An 18,347-nucleotide genomic window follows, 5' to 3' on the forward strand; every position below is an offset into this window, starting at 1 on the left:
GGGTGTGGAAAGTGTTCAAAACTCATTTTACAGAGGAAAAATAGAGTGGTTAATCTGTTTAAAACTTTGTTAAAACATTGTTCGGTTTGTAAATAAATCAAGATTTTGCATGTTTGTGAACACAAGATCAACCATTTTTCAACAGGATTTTTCAGCAAAAACGTTTTTGTTTTTTCTAATTCATATGGCAGTCTTTTTAATTTTTGAGGTTTTTCATGTTGAGCAGAGATGAAGAGTTTTCTTCAGAACAAAAGAAGAGTTTGTCTCATTTCGTTACCAACCTAGAAACAAACATTTTTGCTTTGAAGAATCTCCCAGAAGTTGTGAAAGGGGCCTTATTTTCCAAATACTCTAGGTCTACGTTAGGTTTACGGTCCTTGCTTTTAAAAGAGTTCTTGAAAGGCGAAGGAGGAGACTTCTTAGACGATTCCGTTGTGGATTTCGAAGCTGGGATACATAAGGCTGCTGATTTTTACAGAAGAGTGCTGGATGGTTTTGGAGATGATTCTATAGGAGAGTTGGGTGGAGCCCACCTTGCTATGGAAAGCGTTTCCATGCTCGCAGCAAAAATATTGGAAGACGCTCGTATTGGCGGATCTCCTTTAGAAAAATCTTCTAGGTACGTTTATTTTGATCAAAAGGTAAAAGGGGAGTATTTATACTACCGCGATCCTATTTTAATGACCTCGGCCTTTAAAGACGTGTTTTTGGGCACATGTGATTTCCTATTCGATACGTATACTGACTTGATTCCTAAAGTGCGTTCGTATTTTGAAAAGATTTACCCAAAGGATGCGGAGGTTTCACAATCTGCTTATGCCATTTCTTTAAGAGCGAAAGTTCTCGATTGCTTACGAGGTCTTCTTCCTGCAGCAACGCTTACGAATTTAGGATTTTTTGGTAATGGAAGGTTTTGGCAAACATTGTTACACAAACTTCAAGGCCATAATCTTACAGAGATCAGACATATCGGAGAGAACTCTTTAACCGAGCTCATGAAAATCATTCCTTCTTTTGTCAGTCGCGCAGAATCCCATCATCACCATCATCAAGCTATGTTAAACTATAGGCAGACTCTTAGAGAGCAATTAACAAGTTTAGCAGAGAAATTTAGTAAAAGCTCCTCGCCTTCTAAACAAACGGGGGCACGTTTGGTTTACGGGGATCCCGAGGGTATTTATAAAGTTGCTGCAGGATTTCTTTTTCCATACTCGGAGCATACCTATGAAGAGCTTATCAATATCTGTCGCTCTATGCCTCGAGAAGATCTTATTCGTGTTTTAGAAGCAGGATCTTCATCCAGAGAAAACCGTCGTCATAAATCACCAAGAGGATTGGAGTGTTTAGAATTCGGATTTGATATTACAGCCGATTTCGGAGCTTATAGAGATCTTCAAAGACATAGAATACTGACTCAGGAGCGCCAGTTGCTCACCACAAATCTTGGATACCATATTCCTGAGCAATTATTAGATACACCTATGGAAAAAGATTTTCGAGAAGCTATGGAAAAAGCTGAGGAGGCTTATAACCAAATCTCCTTAGAATTTCCTGAAGAAGCTCAATATGTCGTTCCTTTAGCCTACAATATACGCTGGTTTTTCCATATCAACGGAAGAGCCTTACAATGGCTTTGTGAACTACGATCTCAAGTTCAGGGACACGAAAATTACAGAAAAATAGCGATAGACATGGCTAAAGAGGTAATTAGATTCGACCCTGTGTATGAAATATTTTTTAAATTTGTAGATTATTCCGAATGTGATTTGGGTAGACTCAAACAAGAATCCCGAAAAAGATCTGCCTAGGTATTTTTTAAATATAATCTTTGCGTTTACAGGAACCTTAGAGGTTGGTATTTTATTGCTTTCCAAGACGAAGGTCATAAAATGAAAAACCTCATCGATAACAACTTAGTCAGATTTAAAAATATTTCCAAAACTAAGCAAGGGATTTTTGTGAACTTCAAGGTTAAGGGAGAGAAAGGAGGAGCTTCTTTCACAGCATCTATAGCAGTCGATATAGAATCCGCAGACGTATCTTCAGGGGACTCTTTAGAAACTATTATAGAAAGATGTGCTCAAATAGGAGTTGCTGAATTTAAGAAATGTGAATTTCAATTCGAAGGAATAACCTGTTTGTAAGAGTTTATTTTTCCTGGGTGTAGCGCAGCCTGGTAGCGCACTTGCATGGGGTGCAAGGGGGCGGAGGTTCAAATCCTCTCACCCAGATTTTGTGTGTTTCTTTATTTTTTAATAATTTCGAATGCTCATATATTCTATAAGCATTTCTAATTCTGAAGAATCTTTCAAGCCGTGGTGTTTAAGATAGTTTAATAAGCTAATGCTCTTATCTATCGACGAATTCAATAACTCTGTGGCTGCATCTAAACCAAACAATAGAGCATAGTTCAAACCGACATCTTGATCATCTTGATGTATATCTAAAATGTCATCTTTCATTTGAAAAAGAAGACCAAAGGTTTTAGAAAATTCCAGAATTTGCGGAACACATAGAGGATCACCACCTCCAAATAACCATCCAGAAGCGCAGGCTATTTCAAAAAGAGCACCGGTTTTTTTATTGATGATAGATTGGACATATTCAGGACCTTCATTTTTAAAGAACATGTCCTCATACTGCCCCCCTAAAACACCATTAACTCCAAAGTTTTTATCCGTGATTTCTGAAATTGTATCGTAGGCAAAATCTACTTCTCGGGGATCTACACCCTGAGATTTGAGTTTTTTAGCATTTGAACGAATGCGAGAATAAGCCGCAGGAATTAATGCGTAAGACGCTAGTAATGCGGAAGCTTCATCAAAGGCTTTGTGTACCGTGGGGCGCCCTCGACGCTCGTCGTCATCGTCCATACAGGGAAGATCATCAGCGATTAACGTAGACGTATGTATGAACTCTATAGCTAAAGCAGAGTCTAAAACATCTCTATTCATGCCAAGACCCTTAGAAAACATACAAACTAACATGGGGCGAATGCGTTTACCACCGCTTGTTAAAGCATATTCTACAGGGGCGCGTATAGACACTCCCTTAGAGCCAAAATCTTCTAAAGAGTGTTTTATGGCCTCGTCTATCATCGCTCGGTAAGTTTCGAATATATCCATAACAGTACTAACTTTTCCTTATAATCTAGATTACTTTTCCGGGATGAATTGTTGTAAGAGCAGGAATACTGCGCCCAGGATTAATCACCGTGTTGCATCCTACAGAAGCTTTTTTACCAAGAAAAGCTCCTACTTTTCTTAATTGGGTATCTACCTTACCTTCTTCGCTATTTACAGTGATATTTTTCCCGTCAAGACGAAAATTTGCACAACGAACACCAGCGCCGAGATTAACTTCAGAGCTTAAAACGGAGTTTCCAACATAAGCAAAATGACCTGCTTTAGCATGATGACCAAAATAGGAATTTTTTACTTCACTACAATGCCCTATAACACATCCGGTGCCGGTAATGACGCCACCTCGTAGATAAGCTCCGTGACGTATTTCAGTTTGAGGGCCTATAATGCAGGGCCCAACAATATAAGCTCCAGATTCAACGTAAGCCCCTTCGGATATTTCTATGCTTTCTATATTTTTTAAAAAAGCTCCGGATTCTACGGTACCATGAATCCCCGAGAATGTATGAGAGGATAATTTTTTATCTATTAATGCTAAAATATCCCAAGTATAATACGCTTCTGTAATAAGTTCTGGAAAGGGGAAGTCTTCGGGGGAAAATAAAACAGATGCGAATATCATGACATGCCATAGCTTTTTGAGGTATTGTCTAGTTATGGCAATTTAGTGACAAGGAGTAATCAAAAGCGGTTGTTTAAGATTGGGTAGATGAGGGTTCATTATCCGAGGATTGCATTAGATTATCATTTTCTGAAAATAAATAGCCCACACCACGAATTGTAGAAATTTTAGACCCGTAAGGCCCAAGTTTTTTTCTTAAAGAAGCAATATGAACATCTACATTTCTTGCTATAATTTCCTTGGTATTTCCTTTTATTTCCTCAAGCAAGTGTTTTCTCAAACACAGCATACCGCGATTCATGAGAAGTTTTTTTAATATCCCAGCTTCCGAAGGAGTTAAGTGAACGGTCCCTTGAGGGGAATCTATAGAAAGATTTAAAAGATGGAATGTTCGATCACCAAAAGAGATGGATTCGGGAATCGCATGTTCGAAATGATGATGACGTAAAAAGGCACGAATAACAGCATCAATAACTTTAACTGTTATAGGACGAAGCAAATAACCACTCGCTCCATTATTCAGAACTTTTACAATAGCCTCTTCTTCAAATGCATCAAATAATACAACTAAATCCGTTTCAAATGGAATTTTATTAGAAAACGTAACTTCGGGGAGAAGCAAGTATTCGCAGAAAATTAAATCTGCTTCAGACTCATCTGTGAGAGCTGAAGAAATAACGATTTTATATTCTACAGTCTGAGCAAACTCTTTTAGTTGCAAAGATATATTACTGTCTTCTGTAACAAATAATATAATTTTATCCGTAAGCATGAGCTAACAAGGTGAGCTATGTTATTTGCACAAGTAATATAAAATCTTTTATTTTTCAAAGGTCCTTTACAATTTTTTAATTTTTTTCTGGTCAAAAATAATTTTACCTAAAGACAACTCAACACATATAATTTAACTTTAACAAGTTAAAAAACAATTAAAAACAAGCGGTTTTTAACAAAGCCGGTAGGGGCTCCGAATGGTTCGCTATATAGTGTTTTGCCTATTTTTTCTCTCATGTTTCGCTGCGGGAGGAGGCCTGTATTTTATATGTTCCTTGCACAACTCTTCTGGAACATTGTCAGAAAGCTCAAAAGTAGCTGTTTTATGGGGAGATGAACAAAAAGAATTCGTAGAGTCTTTTCTAAACCGTTTTCTTCCAAATCAACAGCGCCAAGGTCTTCTTTGTTTCCAAGGTTTCGTTTTGCAAAAGCAGAAGAATGTGAGTCAGTCTGAGAAAGTTTTTTCTAAAATTTATGATGAAATAGAGAATGCTCAGACCTCTTTAAAAGAAGAGTTGATCGGCGGACGCATTCTTAATGCCTTTTTCTTAGATAATATAGAACAAATGGAGTTTTTACTCGGTTCTTTGCGTCAGCAAAATGCAAAATCTTTCTATCTTCCTTTGTTTGAGTTTCTTTTGAACTATAAGCAAAAACATTTTGATAAGGCTTTACAAGATTTATCGGTGTGGAAAAATCAGATAAAAGTCTCAGAAACCTCTTTGTTGGATTTAAACATTCAACAACTGTGTTCTGACTTTTTGTTAGATAATATAGAAGCACACAGTTTGATAGAATTAGGAGAGTTTTCTGAAGGAAGAGCTATTCTCAATCATATTATTGAACGGTTATTAAAAAGAGAGAGTAACTGGGACTCTGAAGCTTATGATTCCGCTGTTTTAATGCTCAGCAGAAGCTACTTTTTAGAGCTCAAACAGTCTCATTCCTGTAAGATTTATCCCGATTATTACGAGATGATTCTTTTCTATAAGAAGAAAGTTCATGCTGTAGATCAAAAACCCTATGAAAAACTCATTCCTCAAGATGAATTGTTTTCAATGCTCATGGAACACGTTTTCATTGTTCCTGAAGAGCGTATAGATCCCTTAATGCAGATCATTAAAAATTGGGGACGTTTTTATGAATCTCCTAACTACGACTTAGTGGTTCGACCTTTAATAAATAAGTTTTTCTCAGCTCCTAACCAGGTAGCGAATCTCTGTAATTTCATAGCACGTTCTGAAATAGAGCCTCTGAAAAAAAGATTAATCGATGCTTTTGGGGATATTTTATCTGAGAATGTGCAGAAGGTACAAACCGCTAGGGCGAAACAAACTCTTTCTCTGTTAAGCATTTTGGATTCAAGTTTAAGTATGAGCGAGAAATTGATTATTAGTCCTGCCTCTCTTCAGGATATGATTTCTCTTGATGATATCGACAACACTAACTTGAAAAAGTATCTTAATCTCTGGGGGTCGATACAATCGTATGATGTAGATAGACAACAGCTTGTGCATTATATGATGAATGGGGTTAAGCACTTATGGGAGCAAGGGTCTTGTGATGATAAAGCTTTGAACTTGCTTCGTCTCATTTTACAATTTACCGACTATGACATAGAGTGTGAAAACATTGTTTGCTTATTTATTAAGCAAGTATACAAGCAGGTGTTGTCAGGACATTCTATGGATCGTTTATTGAAATTAGAAGATTTCATCACTGATGTGGGGCTGACCCCGATAACAGTGCGCGAAGAAGAAATTGCCAACTTTTTAGCAGACGCTGAATTTTTATATGCTCAGGGGGAGTACCATAAATGTTATTCGTATAGTTTGTGGCTTACAAAAATAGCCCCGTCGTATTTAACCTATCGTTTATTAGGCTTATGTCTTTTAGAAAATAAATGTTACAAAGAAGCTTGGGATTATTTGCATTCTCTACCTCAAAATAAGCGTGTGTATGATTCTAAAGTTCAGAAGGCTCTAGTTTTGTGCCAAAAACATCTACCCAAAGATCTCATGGCAGGTTATAAAAGAGAGTAAAATGCATAGAATAGCTATGTCTTATTAAACCTTGATGTTTTCTCACCTTCTTGAAGATGTTGTCCGACAACAAATTGTTCTGCCTCTAGACCTAGCTTTCGCCAGGAAGCATATCTCTTCCGAATCAAAAAAAGCCTTTGCGTTTTTGGCTCTTTCTTCTGCTCTTTGGCGCTGCGGGTATCCCTTTCTTACTATAGAAAAAGATCGCTTGTTTCCCTCGGTATCAGGCATTTCTGAAAATCTTTTTTACGAGTGTTTTCAGGATCTTCCCGAGGATGTTTTCTCGTCTTTATTTGTTATAGAGAACAATAAAATTTTCTTACGATCTTTGTATTTAGTTCGTGAAAAGCTTTTTAAAAAGCTATCATTATTGTCCCAAGCTTCTTCTCGATACAATATCCCCGCAACAAATCTCCCGAATCTATCTTCTGAGCAAAATGTCGTTTTTCAAAAGGCTTTGAATAGCTGTTTTTCTTTAATCTGTGGCGGTCCTGGAACAGGAAAGACTTTTTTAGCGACACAGATGATTCTCGCGCTAATTAAGCAAAATCCTAAAATTCGTATTGCTATAGTTTCTCCAACAGGAAAAGCAACATCTCATATTCGTCACATACTTTCTAAATACAATGTGTCAGAGGAGAACGTCACGATCCAAACTATACATAGGTTTTTGCAAGAGTATGTCTATCGTCAATGCAGTTCAGTAGATCTATTACTAGTTGATGAAGGCTCGATGGTGACGTTTAATTTGTTGCATAGTTTGGTAAATACGCTGTCAGGAGAGAATAGGAATGGGAAAATTATCGCTGATAATTTAATTATTTTAGGAGACGAAAATCAGCTGCCTCCTATAGGTGTTGGTGCTGGAAACCCTCTTCAAGATTTAATATTGCGTTTTCCTGAAAGAGCTTTGCATCTTAGGGTATCTCACCGAGCTAAAACCGATTGTGTGCAAAAATTTTCCAAGGCTATATTGGAAAAACAAACAATTCCCTTTACACCGTTACCCCCTTTGTATTCAGCAGTATCTATGATTAAAGAGGAATTTATAAAAACTCCTTCATCTCAAACACGATTATGTGTTTTAACCCCTATGCGTCACGGTCTTTGGGGGTATCTACATCTCAACAATCTTATTTTTAATGAAATACAAAAAACTCATTCTGATCTACCAATTCCTATCATGATCACAGAACGTTATGAAGCTTGGGATCTATTTAATGGGGATACGGGATTCTTCAGCCCAAAAACACAAAGGCTGTATTTTCCTCACAATCGTTCTATAGATGCTAAGGAGTTTTCCTATTATACCTACAACTATGCCATGTCGGTGCATAAGAGTCAGGGGAGTGAATATGATGATGTAATTGTTATCATCCCTAAAGGATGTGAAATTTTCGACGTATCGATTCTCTACACAGCGATTACGCGCGCCAAACATAACGTGTCTGTATGGGCAGATGGAGAGACTTTGAATAGGATCATAAAAAAACCCCACAAGTATACTTATGGGGTAAAATAAACAGCTTCTTTTTGCAAGATTTCTTAGCCGATGAAACCTTGAACAAAATTGAGTACTGAAGATATCAACCAGAAAATACCGATGACAAGCAAGGCGTGAGGTCCAAGTAAGGCTGGAGCAAAAGAGAAGAGTAAGCCAAGGATATCACTGACTAAATCAATCGCATTACAGACTAGGGAGAGAATTTTCTCTCTAAGTGTTTGACGTCGCTCTTCTATGGCTTCGCAGGAAGTCTCGCCCTCATTATTTCCTGAACGTACGTTATCTATGATAGAAAGAACATCATCGGCAGCACCGCAAGCAGAACTAATTGCTGATAAGCTGGTAGAAACACCGCCCAAACCTTTTGCGTGTTTCCCGAGGTTCATAAGATTTAGATTTCCTCCAGCAAAGCAAACGCAGCTTGTTGCTTTTGATGCAAGACGAGTAACTTTACTTGCAATAGAAAGGGGAGATTTTAGAATTCGACATGGAACCAGTACGGTTTCTCCGTTTTCATTTTTTACGGATTTAACGCCAATTTTGAAATTACCAGATGCAGAATCGACTTCATAAAACATGGCACCTGTTGCACATAAAGAGACCAAGGCTAATGTATCCAAGCAACTGTTTATTCCTGAAGCAGTTCCGCAAGCAGACTCTAAAGAGGAAAGTTTTTGAAGAGTGCTTGAATTTTCTGGCCCTACAGACAACTTGGCAAGCATAACAGAAGAACCGACAGTACCGATCATGTCTCTTAACAAGCCCATGCTAGAATGAAAACCTTTAGCTTCTTTCCGAATTTTGTTACCGCACACCTGAAACATGCGACTAGAAAAGATCGTAGACGATAGAGGAGAAGTTCTAACAAGGGTAGAAGCGGTCATTACTTACCTACTTATGATTATGATTAAATTTTTATACTTTTGCGTTAGCTCTTAATGTTGCGCGAGCTTTAATTCGAGCTGCTTTGTTGCTTTTAAAAACACCCCTTTTCACAGCTTTGTCAGCAACGCTATAAACTAACTGTAAACCAGAAGAGATGCTTGTTTGATCGCCAGCTTTTAAAGCCGCTTCAAACTTTTTCATCATAGTTTTTGCTTTTGACTTAAAACTTTGATTGATCAAATTGCGTTTTTGCGCGGTTAAAATACGCTTTTCTGCAGAAGGTCGCTTTTTAGGACCACCTTTCTTAGTTGTTTTCTTGGGTGCCATTATTACTCCAAAAATAAGGCTTTTTCAGGGCAAAAGAGTAAATTTATCTTAACATTCAGGCTTGTGCTTGAAGGTTATAATATACTGTCTTGCAGTAGGGTCAGGATTGTAAAAGAACGGAAAATAAAAAGGAATAAAAACAGGGAAAAATGACCGGTATTTTATGGAAGAGATAAATAAACTTTTATGCGAACATAAAAAAAATAGAATTAATCGAGTGGTTTTTTCTAAAAAGAGTTTGATGGGCAAAGCGGGCTTTTGCGAGTTAATGACACAAGGATTTGAATTTTTATGTCGTTTGTGAAAAAATTTTTTCACCCAATTTCTCGGTGCTACAACTATTTTTTTCCTGTAGCGGTGTTTCTCCTTCCCCTTGTTTTCCTACCTTTTTTCTCCCCTTCTCAGAAAAAATATGGCTATTTCATTTTTTCAATAATTTCTTCTGTTGGATGGTTTTTTTCTATTGGTCTCAGAGAGAAGCAGTTGAAGATGGCCGCAGGTCATTTGTTGCAGGCTAAAATCCGTAAAATTGTTGAGAAGGATGAGGGGTTAAGAAAAATTTGTGAGTCGGTTGAGGAGCGTCAAAATGAAAGTCGACAGTTAAGGTCTCAGAATCAAAAACTGCTCAATCAATTGCTTCAGGTTCGTAGCGTTTTTATGAAAAGCAAATCTGATACCCAGCGCTTAGAGGGTTTGGTTGCTCATTTAAGGGAGGAGAATCAGTGTCTACAATTACAATTAGATGCGCTAACTCAAGAATGCCGAGAAAAGGAAGAGCAAAGTCAGCAGTTGAATCGAGAGCTTGCCGAAGCTTTAGCTTATCAGCAGGTGCTTAATGAAGAGTACCAGGCAACTTTTACAGAACAACATAACATGCTGGACATGCGACAAGTTTATATCGGAAAACTCGAGTCAAAAGTGCAAGACTTGATGTGTGAGATTCGTAATTTATTGCAGCTTGAATCGAGTATGGTAGAAAGTTTGCCTAGACAGGCTACAACAAACTCTCAAGAATTGCCGAAACAACTTCTTTCGGAATTAAAGAAAATAGCTTTTAAAGTGGAAAACGCGGAAGCGGCTTCTTCTTTGACAACCTCCCGTTATATAAGATCAGAATCTTCTGTGCACAACTACTCGTTAGAGTGTCGTCAGTTATTTGACAATCTGAGAGAAGAAAACCTTGGAATGCTCTTTGTTTATTCCTCCCAATCACAGAGGGCGGTTTTTGCAAACTCTTTATTTAAAACTTGGACTGGGTATGGGGTGGAAGATTTTTTACATGCTGACGGGGATCTTGTTGTGTCTGGATTGTCTCAATGGGAAACGGATCTTCGTTTGCATGATCGACAAGAGCGATCGGGGAAAATAATAATCAAAACAAAAACCCATGGTCAAATTCCTTTTTACTACTGCTTAACTGTTTTAAATAAAGGTCCTCTGCATAATCATGTGCTTGGCGTTCTTTACCCGGCGCGCGTAGATGCTCTTCGTGGATAGGCCTATCATCTACAATGCATATTAAAAATCCCTAGATTTCCTATCTTTCTTTGGCTAAACTGTTACCCAAAGGCTAGGGCCCTATTATTTTGTTGCAACCCAATAATTACATGCTCATGAATACACAAAATGGCCAGGCTACGGAAGCGGCTCATGAAGAAGAAGCTCAGAAAAAGTTAGAGGAACTTGTTTCTCTAGCTAAGGATCAAGGCTTTATCACTTACGAGGAGATCAACGAGATCCTTCCAATGTCATTCGACACACCTGAACAAATTGATCAGGTGCTGATTTTTCTTGCGGGAATGGATATCCAAGTCTTGAATCAGGCTGATGTTGAACGACAAAAAGAAAGAAAAAAAGAGGCCAAAGAGTTAGAGGGGTTAGCCAGGCGCACAGAGGGAACACCAGACGATCCTGTGCGCATGTACCTAAAAGAAATGGGAACAGTTCCTCTTTTAACTAGAGAGGAAGAAGTTGAGATTTCTAAGAGAATAGAGAAGGCCCAAGTTCAGATCGAACGTATTATTTTACGTTTTCGTTATTCCTCGAAAGAGGCGATTTCTATCGCGCAGTATCTGATTAATGGTAAAGAGCGTTTTGATAAAATTATTTCAGAAAAAGAAGTTGAAGACAAAGCGCATTTCATAAAATTGCTCCCTAAATTGATAACTTTGCTTAAAGAAGAGGACGCGTATTTAGAGTCTCTGCTTTTAGCTTTAAAGCAAAATAATTTGTCTAAACAAGAGGCTGCAAAGTTAAGCGATGATTTAGAAAAGTGTCGTATCCGTACGCAAGCATATCTGCGTTGTCTCCATTGTCGTCACAATGTTACCGAAGATTTTGGTGAGGTTGTCTTTAAGGCATACGATTCTTTCCTACAATTAGAGCAGCAAATTAATGATTTGAAGGTTCGGGCGGAAAGGAATAAGTTTGCTGCGGCAAAATTAGATGCGGCTAAGCGTAGATTATACAAGAGAGAGGTTGCTGCGGGAAGAACTCTAGAGGAGTTCAAAAAAGACGTGCGTATGTTGCAACGGTGGATGGACAAGAGCCAAGAGGCCAAAAAAGAAATGGTTGAGTCCAACCTCCGTTTAGTGATTTCTATAGCTAAAAAATATACCAACCGAGGGTTGTCTTTCTTAGATTTGATTCAGGAGGGCAATATGGGTTTGATGAAGGCTGTAGAAAAATTTGAATATCGCAGAGGATATAAATTTTCTACCTATGCCACCTGGTGGATCCGGCAAGCGGTTACTCGGGCCATTGCGGATCAGGCACGAACTATTCGTATTCCAGTACACATGATTGAAACCATAAACAAGGTTCTTCGTGGTGCAAAAAAATTAATGATGGAAACAGGTAAAGAGCCTACTCCAGAAGAGTTGGCGGAGGAATTAGGTTTAACTCCTGATCGGGTGCGGGAAATTTATAAAATTGCCCAACATCCAATCTCTTTACAGGCAGAAGTTGGTGAAGGAGGAGAAAGCTCCTTCGGAGACTTCCTAGAAGATACCGGAGTGGAGTCTCCAGCAGAGGCCACCGGCTATTCTATGCTGAAAGATAAGATGAAAGAGGTTTTAAAAACCCTTACAGATCGTGAGCGCTTTGTTTTGATTCATCGTTTTGGTCTTTTAGATGGAAAGCCTAAAACTCTTGAGGAGGTTGGTTCAGCGTTTAACGTGACTCGAGAGCGTATTCGTCAGATTGAAGCTAAGGCTTTAAGGAAGATGCGACATCCGATTCGTTCCAAACAGCTGCGAGCCTTCCTTGATCTTTTGGAAGAGGAAAAAACGGGCTCTGGTAAAGCAAAAAATATCAGAGGCAAGTAACTAAACTTATTTTATAACTTTTAGGTGTTACCGCAGAACAGTATCAGTTAATTATACAAGATTTTCGTGTGTGGGTGCGTCTTGGAAGCACTCCAGAAGAGCGTTGTTTAAAGCAGCCTGTTTTAGTTTCTATAGTTCTTTCTTTTATAGAAGAGCCCTCAGTTTGTGTTTCTGATGATCTTAGTGACGCATGCTGCTATGTTGAGATAACTTCTTTAATAGAAGAAATTGCTTCCAGTCAACCTTGTGCTTTAGTGGAGCATTTGTCTAAGCTTTTAATGGATGCTTTAGAAACAAGGTTACAGGACAAGGTGTCTAAAATAGATTTAGAGGTGCGTAAAGAGCGTCCTCTTGTTCCAAACTTGTTAAAGCCCATTTGCTTTAGGATAAGTAGGAAAATCTCGCCATGACAACACTCCACTCTGTTTGTTTGTCCCTGGGATCTAATCTGGGGAATCGCTTTGAAAATTTTCGCAAGGCATATTCTTTATTAAAAGAATTAAATATAGAAGATTTGCAAAGTTCTGTGATTTTGGAGACAAAGGCCTTATTGTTGCCGGGTTCTCCGAAAGAATGGGATTTACCTTTTTTTAATTCTGTACTTATTGGGAAAACAACACTCTCCCCTCAAGAGTTATTGTTGGGGATAAAACAAATAGAGCGCAGGCTTGGTAGAGATCTTGATGCCCCGGTTTGGTCTCCTCGAGTGTTGGATATTGACATTCTCTTATATGGGGATGAAATTTGCCAACAGGACCATATAACTATTCCTCACAAGAGAATTTTAGAAAGGCCTTTTCTACTTTCTCTTTTAGCGTCGCTTTGCCCTACTAGAAAACTTTATCAACCGGGTTCTGAGTGCCATTTAAAAACTTTTGGAGAAATCTCTCATCTTATTCCATGTCCCCAAGAGATGATTCTCAACAGTTTTTCTCCAAGCACTTTATTGATGGGGATAGTTAATGTTACTGATAACTCTATTTCAGATGGGGGACTGTATCTTGATCCAGAGAAAGCGGTTGCTCATGCTGAACAATTATTAGCTAAAGGTGCCTCTGTTATAGATTTCGGAGCTCAAGCGACCAATCCTAAGGTAAAACATCTTCTGGATGTAGATCAAGAATGGAAACGACTAGAGCCTGTCTTAAATCTTCTTGCTGACAAATGGTCAGGACGTAATCAGTATCCTGATATTTCATTAGATACATTTTATCCTGAAATTATTCGGAGAGCTTTAGAAGTTTATCCTATTCGATGGATTAATGACGTCTCGGGTGGTTCGAAGGAGATGGCAAAGATCGCTAGAGATGCGAATTTACGACTGGTTATCAATCATTCTTGTTCTCTTCCGCCGTGTCCAAATAAGACCCTGGAGCTTTCTACTTGTGCTGCTGAGCAATTGTTTAGTTGGGGAGAAAAACAGATAGAAGCCTTTACGGCTTTAGGATTAAACCTGGATCAAATTATTTTTGATCCAGGCATAGGCTTTGGGACAAGTCCAATACAAGCATTGCATGTATTACACAGGATGAAAAAGTTTCGTGGGCTTGGTTGTGCTACGCTAGTAGGACACTCAAGGAAATCTTGTTTCTCGCTTTTAGGCAAGCATGATGCTAAAGATCGTGACTGGGAAACGGTTAGCCTATCGGTTTTGTTGCAACAGCAAGGGGTGAATTTCTTGCGAGTTCATGATGTTGAAGCCAACCAAAGGGTGTTATCTGCCGCAGCATGGCCTGGAGTTTATGTGTAAAATACTTGGTATTGTAGCTTGTAGTCCTAGTGGGGTGATTGGAAACCAAGGAAAGTTGCCTTGGAGCTATTCTAAGGACATTGAATTTTTCGCAAAAACGATAGAAAACAAGCCCTTAGTTATGGGGAGAAAAACCTGGGAGGGTCTTCCTGAAAAATATACGAAGGGCCGTCAGATTTTCGTGTTTTCTAGAAGTTTTTATGACAATGCCGAGGGAGTTATTTGGGTGTCTTCGTTAGAGGAGTTTTTTAGTTTAGAACTTCCACCCTCCGTCTTTCTCATAGGTGGTGGGGACTTGTTTTCTTTGTTTTTAGAAAATCAACTTCTGACAGGTTGTTTTGTAACTCACATTCATCGATGTTATGATGGTGATGCTTTCTTTCCCCTGTCTTTATTGGTGGGGTGGAACAAGACTATTTTAGATGAACAAGAGGATTTGACGTTTTGTTATTATGAAAGTCTCGCCGATAGTCACACGTAGAGTTCATGTTTGTGATAATCTTTATGAAATTTTAGAAGAAGCTCTTCCTCCTTTAGCCGAGAATTCTATCATTGCTTTATCTTCTAAGGTTTTAAGTCTTTGTGAAGGGGCTGTTGTTGATGTCAGAACCGTAACAAAGGAAGAGCTGATTAAGCAAGAATCTGATGCGTATATTTATTCAGAGCTTCATGATTTATATTTAACCAAGAAGCAGGGTGTTTTGATACCCTCTGCGGGGATTGACGAGTCCAATGCTGACGGTCATTATGTGTTGTATCCCCGGGATTTATTAGCTTCTACAAATGCTTTAGGAGCCTGGTTAAAGGACGTATATCACTTAAAGAATCTTGGAGTCATTATTGTAGATAGTCATACAACACCTATGCGTCGCGGTGTTTTGGGATTAGGACTATGTTGGTATGGATTTTCTCCTCTATATAGTTATGTGGGCAAACCAGACTGTTTCGGCCGGCCCTTACGTATGACGCAAATTAATCTTTTAGATGCTCTATCAGTCTCTGCTGTTCTTTGCATGGGCGAGGGAGGGGAACATACTCCTTTAGCACTTATAGAAGAGGCGCCTAAAATAACTTTTCATTCTTCACCAACACTGCAATCGGATTTATCGTTGTTAGGTATAGATGAAGCTGAAGATTTATACGGTCCTATATTGAGTTCTATAGCATGGGAGTCTACACAGTTTTAACTTTTTGGAGGCGTTAATGAAACCCGATTTAGATTTGTTAGATAAAAACATCCAAGAAAAACACATGTTAAACCATCCTTTCTATATGAAATGGTCTAGGGGGGAATTAACGAAAGAACAGTTACAGACCTATGCTAAGGATTACTATCTCCATATCAAAGCTTTTCCTCGTTATCTTTCATCTCTTCATAGTCGCTGTGACAATTTAGAAGCTCGTAAATTGCTTCTTGATAATCTTATGGATGAAGAAACAGGTCACCCTAATCATATAGATCTTTGGAAAAACTTTGCGTATGCTTTAGGTGTTACTGAAGAAGAACTAGAAAATCATATTCCTAGTGCAGCAGCTCAGAAGAAGGTTGATACATTTTTACGTTGGTGTACTGGAGATTCTTTGTCTGCGGGTATTTCTGCTTTATACACCTATGAAAGCCAAATCCCTGCAGTTGCGGAGACAAAAATTTCTGGATTAAAACAATATTTCGGTTTTACTGCTCCCGAGGATTATGAGTATTTCACAGTACATCAAGATGTAGACGTGAGACATTCTCGTGAGGAAAGAGAACTAATACAGGCGTTGCAGAATAACGATGGTAATAAGGTTTTACAAGCTTCTAAAGAAGTATGTGATGCTTTATATGACTTTTTAGATTCTTTCTTAGATGAAGAGAATTCTTGTTCAGAGACTGTTACTTCGTGTTGCTGTAAGTGTCGTCATTGATTTGGATTTTTCTCCTTCTCTTTGTACAACTAAGAGAAGGAGAATCTAGAAATTTAATTAAACCACAGGTTGTATGGATTGCTCTTCTTTTTTCTCCTCTACAACTGTTGCTTTGGGTACAGAAGTTACGTCTAAGATACGCTTTTCTAACTCGTCAAATAATTTCTTGTTTTTCTTAAGTTCTTCTCGAACGGCTTCTCTTCCTTGTCCTAACTTACGATCTTGGTAGTTGAACCAAGAACCCTTTTTCTCTACGATATTGTGCTCTACAGCAAGATCTAGGATACATCCTGCAGAAGAAATACCCTCGTTAAATAAAATATCAAATTCTGCTGTTCTGAATGGGGGTGCTAATTTATTTTTAGCAACTTTGACTTTGATGCGGTTGCCAAGATCAAAACTTTCATTACCTTTGATGGCTCCTATACGACGGATATCAATACGTATTGATGAGTAGAATTTTAAGGCTCGTCCACCTGTTGTTGTTTCAGGATTACCGAAGCTGACGCCTATCTTTTCACGAATTTGGTTAATGAATATCGCGCAGGTTTGGCTACGTGCTAATGTTGCTGTAAGCTTGCGCAAAGCCTGAGACATCATACGTGCTTGTAGGCCTACATGCACATCACCGATATCGCCTTCGAGTTCACTTTTAGGAACCAAAGCAGCTACGGAGTCAATAACGATAACATCAACAGCTCCCGATCTTGCCAATAGCTCAGCAATGCTTAGAGCATCTTCCCCACAATCAGGCTGAGAGATCATAAGATCATTGATATTCGCACCTATAAGAGAAGCATAGCCTGGATCTAAAGCATGTTCCGCATCGATATAAGCAGCAACGCCTCCCATCTTTTGAGCATTGGCAACGATGTGGGTAGCTAATGTAGTTTTTCCTGAAGATTCAGGACCAAAGATCTCAACGATACGTCCTTTTGGAACACCCCCAATACCTAAAGCTAAATCTAAAGATAAGGCTCCTGTTTTTATAGTTGAGATTTCATGAGTGGCCGAGTGTTTCCCTAGACTCATGATAGATCCAGAGCCAAATTGTTTTTCGATATAGGCAATAGCTGCCTCTAGTGCTTTTTTACGATCAGGTACATTCATTTATAGGTGCTCCTTTTTTCCACACTTTCTATGCAATAGTCCTTGTGTTGGGGACTTTGAGAGAAGAATGGGTAAGCTTCTTCTCGTAATTAGCTAAGAGATGTCAGAGTGGTGATTTTTGATGATAGATGTATGCTTGGCTTTTCTTTTGATTTTTATGGATAACCCAATTTTTTACACCAGTCAAGATAGAAAGCAGTTGTAAATGTAGCATTTTCTGTTTTTATAAAGTTCGTCGTAATACGGATAAAAGATACTTAGTTATTCACCTTGACAGGGGAATGCCATCATACACACAGATTGTGTTATTGACAATTCACTGATTTAATAGTGGAAGTGAGAAGCTATTAGTAATGAAGAATTAAGTATCTGCAAAGGTGTTTGAGAACACATTCTTTAAGGGTAAGGGCATGTTAGGCTAAAAATACTTGGGATAGGGGAATGTCATGAGGTTCTCTAGGAAGAACCCGGATTTTTTGTTCTTTAAATCCCACACCTATGGTGATGGGGTGCGGATTTTTTTCTAACCAACGATCATAACAACCTCCTCCATAACCAAGACGATAGAGATCATCATCAAAGGCTAAAGCAGGAATAAGAACATGGGTAATTTCTTTTGAGGAGATGGGCTTTAGGTTGAACTCAGAAAGATATAGGGGGTGTGTGATCTTGAACAGGACTTCTAAAGAAGGCACTTGGATAGGAGTCAGTTCGTGATTATTGACTTGCGGTAGGGCTAAAGAGAACTTTTGGACAAGAATTTGGTTGGCTAAATCTATGTTAATTTCTGACCGAAAGGGGATGAAGGAAAGTACGAAACTTTCCTGTGGAAAATCAGAAACAAAAGAAGCAACTGCTTGAGCGGCCTGCGATAGCCGGGGTTCTTGTATGGATTGCCGTAGAGAAGAAAAGAGCTTACGTTGCTTCTTTTTTTCGGCAATTATAGTCATATCCAT

The 18,347-nt window shown here is 38.6% G+C and carries 18 protein-coding genes and 1 tRNA gene; 12 read left to right on the forward strand and 7 right to left on the reverse strand.

Translation table 11 applies throughout. The features are described from left to right. Positions 1-215 precede the first annotated feature (215 nt). The 3 genes from CF_RS00005 to CF_RS00015 all read left to right on the forward strand — a co-directional run bounded on the left by CF_RS00005 (position 216) and on the right by CF_RS00015 (position 2,231). Positions 216-1,808 carry an FAD-dependent thymidylate synthase gene (locus CF_RS00005; protein WP_011457558.1) on the forward strand — a complete coding sequence of 531 codons (1,593 nt, stop codon included), beginning with the start codon at positions 216-218 and terminating at the stop codon, positions 1,806-1,808. An 81-nt stretch (positions 1,809-1,889) separates the two neighbouring features. Then, complete coding sequence (locus CF_RS00010) at positions 1,890-2,144, forward strand: hypothetical protein (protein WP_011457559.1); 255 nt, start codon at positions 1,890-1,892, stop codon at positions 2,142-2,144. Between the two features lie 13 nt (positions 2,145-2,157). Beyond that, positions 2,158-2,231, forward strand: a tRNA-Pro gene (locus CF_RS00015). Positions 2,232-2,252: 21 nt separating this feature from the next. Here the strand turns inward: CF_RS00015 and CF_RS00020 are convergent. The 3 genes from CF_RS00020 to CF_RS00030 form a co-directional block, all read right to left on the reverse strand. Continuing rightward, positions 2,253-3,125 (reverse strand): polyprenyl synthetase family protein, encoded by an 873-nt coding sequence (locus CF_RS00020; protein WP_011457560.1) that lies wholly within the window; start codon positions 3,123-3,125, stop codon positions 2,253-2,255. A 25-nt stretch (positions 3,126-3,150) separates the two neighbouring features. Continuing rightward, the gene (locus tag CF_RS00025) at positions 3,151-3,765 is read right to left on the reverse strand and encodes a UDP-GlcNAc pyrophosphorylase (RefSeq protein ID WP_011457561.1); all 615 of its coding nucleotides are present in this window, start codon (positions 3,763-3,765) and stop codon (positions 3,151-3,153) included. Positions 3,766-3,838: 73 nt separating this feature from the next. Further along, complete coding sequence (locus CF_RS00030; protein ID WP_011457562.1) at positions 3,839-4,537, reverse strand: response regulator transcription factor; 699 nt, start codon at positions 4,535-4,537, stop codon at positions 3,839-3,841. 199 nt (positions 4,538-4,736) lie between these two features. Between CF_RS00030 and CF_RS00035 the strand changes: the two genes are divergently transcribed. Next, positions 4,737-6,581, forward strand: coding sequence for a DUF1347 family protein (locus CF_RS00035; protein WP_011457563.1), 1,845 nt, complete (start codon positions 4,737-4,739; stop codon positions 6,579-6,581). 34 nt (positions 6,582-6,615) lie between these two features. After that, positions 6,616-8,103: an exodeoxyribonuclease V subunit alpha gene (gene recD / locus CF_RS00040; protein WP_011457564.1), complete on the forward strand. Its 1,488-nt coding sequence runs from the start codon at positions 6,616-6,618 to the stop codon at positions 8,101-8,103. 23 nt (positions 8,104-8,126) lie between these two features. Here the strand turns inward: recD and CF_RS00045 are convergent, their stop codons facing one another. Together CF_RS00045 and rpsT are read right to left on the reverse strand one after the other, a co-directional pair. Then, entirely contained in the window at positions 8,127-8,807 is a 681-nt protein-coding gene (locus tag CF_RS00045) for a hypothetical protein (protein WP_148174342.1), read from the reverse strand. A 193-nt stretch (positions 8,808-9,000) separates the two neighbouring features. Then, complete coding sequence (gene rpsT / locus CF_RS00050; RefSeq protein WP_011457566.1) at positions 9,001-9,297, reverse strand: 30S ribosomal protein S20; 297 nt, start codon at positions 9,295-9,297, stop codon at positions 9,001-9,003. Positions 9,298-9,588: 291 nt separating this feature from the next. Here rpsT and CF_RS00055 point away from each other — a divergent pair, with 291 nt between their 5' ends. From CF_RS00055 to CF_RS00085, 7 genes are all read left to right on the forward strand, one after another. Continuing rightward, positions 9,589-10,794 carry a hypothetical protein gene (locus tag CF_RS00055; RefSeq protein WP_011457568.1) on the forward strand — a complete coding sequence of 402 codons (1,206 nt, stop codon included), beginning with the start codon at positions 9,589-9,591 and terminating at the stop codon, positions 10,792-10,794. 110 nt (positions 10,795-10,904) lie between these two features. Continuing rightward, the gene (locus CF_RS00060; protein ID WP_041467914.1) at positions 10,905-12,623 is read left to right on the forward strand and encodes an RNA polymerase sigma factor; all 1,719 of its coding nucleotides are present in this window, start codon (positions 10,905-10,907) and stop codon (positions 12,621-12,623) included. A gap of 50 nt (positions 12,624-12,673) precedes the next feature. Further along, positions 12,674-13,033 carry a dihydroneopterin aldolase gene (gene folB / locus CF_RS00065; RefSeq protein ID WP_041467915.1) on the forward strand — a complete coding sequence of 120 codons (360 nt, stop codon included), beginning with the start codon at positions 12,674-12,676 and terminating at the stop codon, positions 13,031-13,033. After that, positions 13,030-14,373: a dihydropteroate synthase gene (folP, locus tag CF_RS00070; RefSeq protein ID WP_011457571.1), complete on the forward strand. Its 1,344-nt coding sequence runs from the start codon at positions 13,030-13,032 to the stop codon at positions 14,371-14,373. The genes folB and folP overlap by 4 nt, the downstream gene beginning before the upstream one ends. Beyond that, positions 14,366-14,854 (forward strand): dihydrofolate reductase, encoded by a 489-nt coding sequence (locus CF_RS00075; RefSeq protein WP_011457572.1) that lies wholly within the window; start codon positions 14,366-14,368, stop codon positions 14,852-14,854. Before folP ends, CF_RS00075 begins: the two co-directional genes overlap by 8 nt. After that, positions 14,826-15,560 carry a putative folate metabolism gamma-glutamate ligase gene (locus tag CF_RS00080; protein ID WP_011457573.1) on the forward strand — a complete coding sequence of 245 codons (735 nt, stop codon included), beginning with the start codon at positions 14,826-14,828 and terminating at the stop codon, positions 15,558-15,560. Before CF_RS00075 ends, CF_RS00080 begins: the two co-directional genes overlap by 29 nt. Positions 15,561-15,576: 16 nt before the next feature. Beyond that, positions 15,577-16,281, forward strand: a complete 705-nt coding sequence (locus tag CF_RS00085; RefSeq protein WP_011457574.1) for a CADD family putative folate metabolism protein — start codon at positions 15,577-15,579, stop codon at positions 16,279-16,281. 57 nt (positions 16,282-16,338) lie between these two features. Here the strand turns inward: CF_RS00085 and recA are convergent, their stop codons facing one another. Both recA and CF_RS00095 read right to left on the reverse strand, forming a co-directional pair. Continuing rightward, entirely contained in the window at positions 16,339-17,391 is a 1,053-nt protein-coding gene (gene recA, locus CF_RS00090; RefSeq protein WP_011457575.1) for a recombinase RecA, read from the reverse strand. 413 nt (positions 17,392-17,804) lie between these two features. Continuing rightward, complete coding sequence (locus CF_RS00095) at positions 17,805-18,347, reverse strand: 5-formyltetrahydrofolate cyclo-ligase (RefSeq protein WP_011457576.1); 543 nt, start codon at positions 18,345-18,347, stop codon at positions 17,805-17,807.

The sequence above is a fragment of the Chlamydia felis Fe/C-56 genome, assembly GCF_000009945.1.
Taxonomy (GTDB): domain Bacteria; phylum Chlamydiota; class Chlamydiia; order Chlamydiales; family Chlamydiaceae; genus Chlamydia; species Chlamydia felis.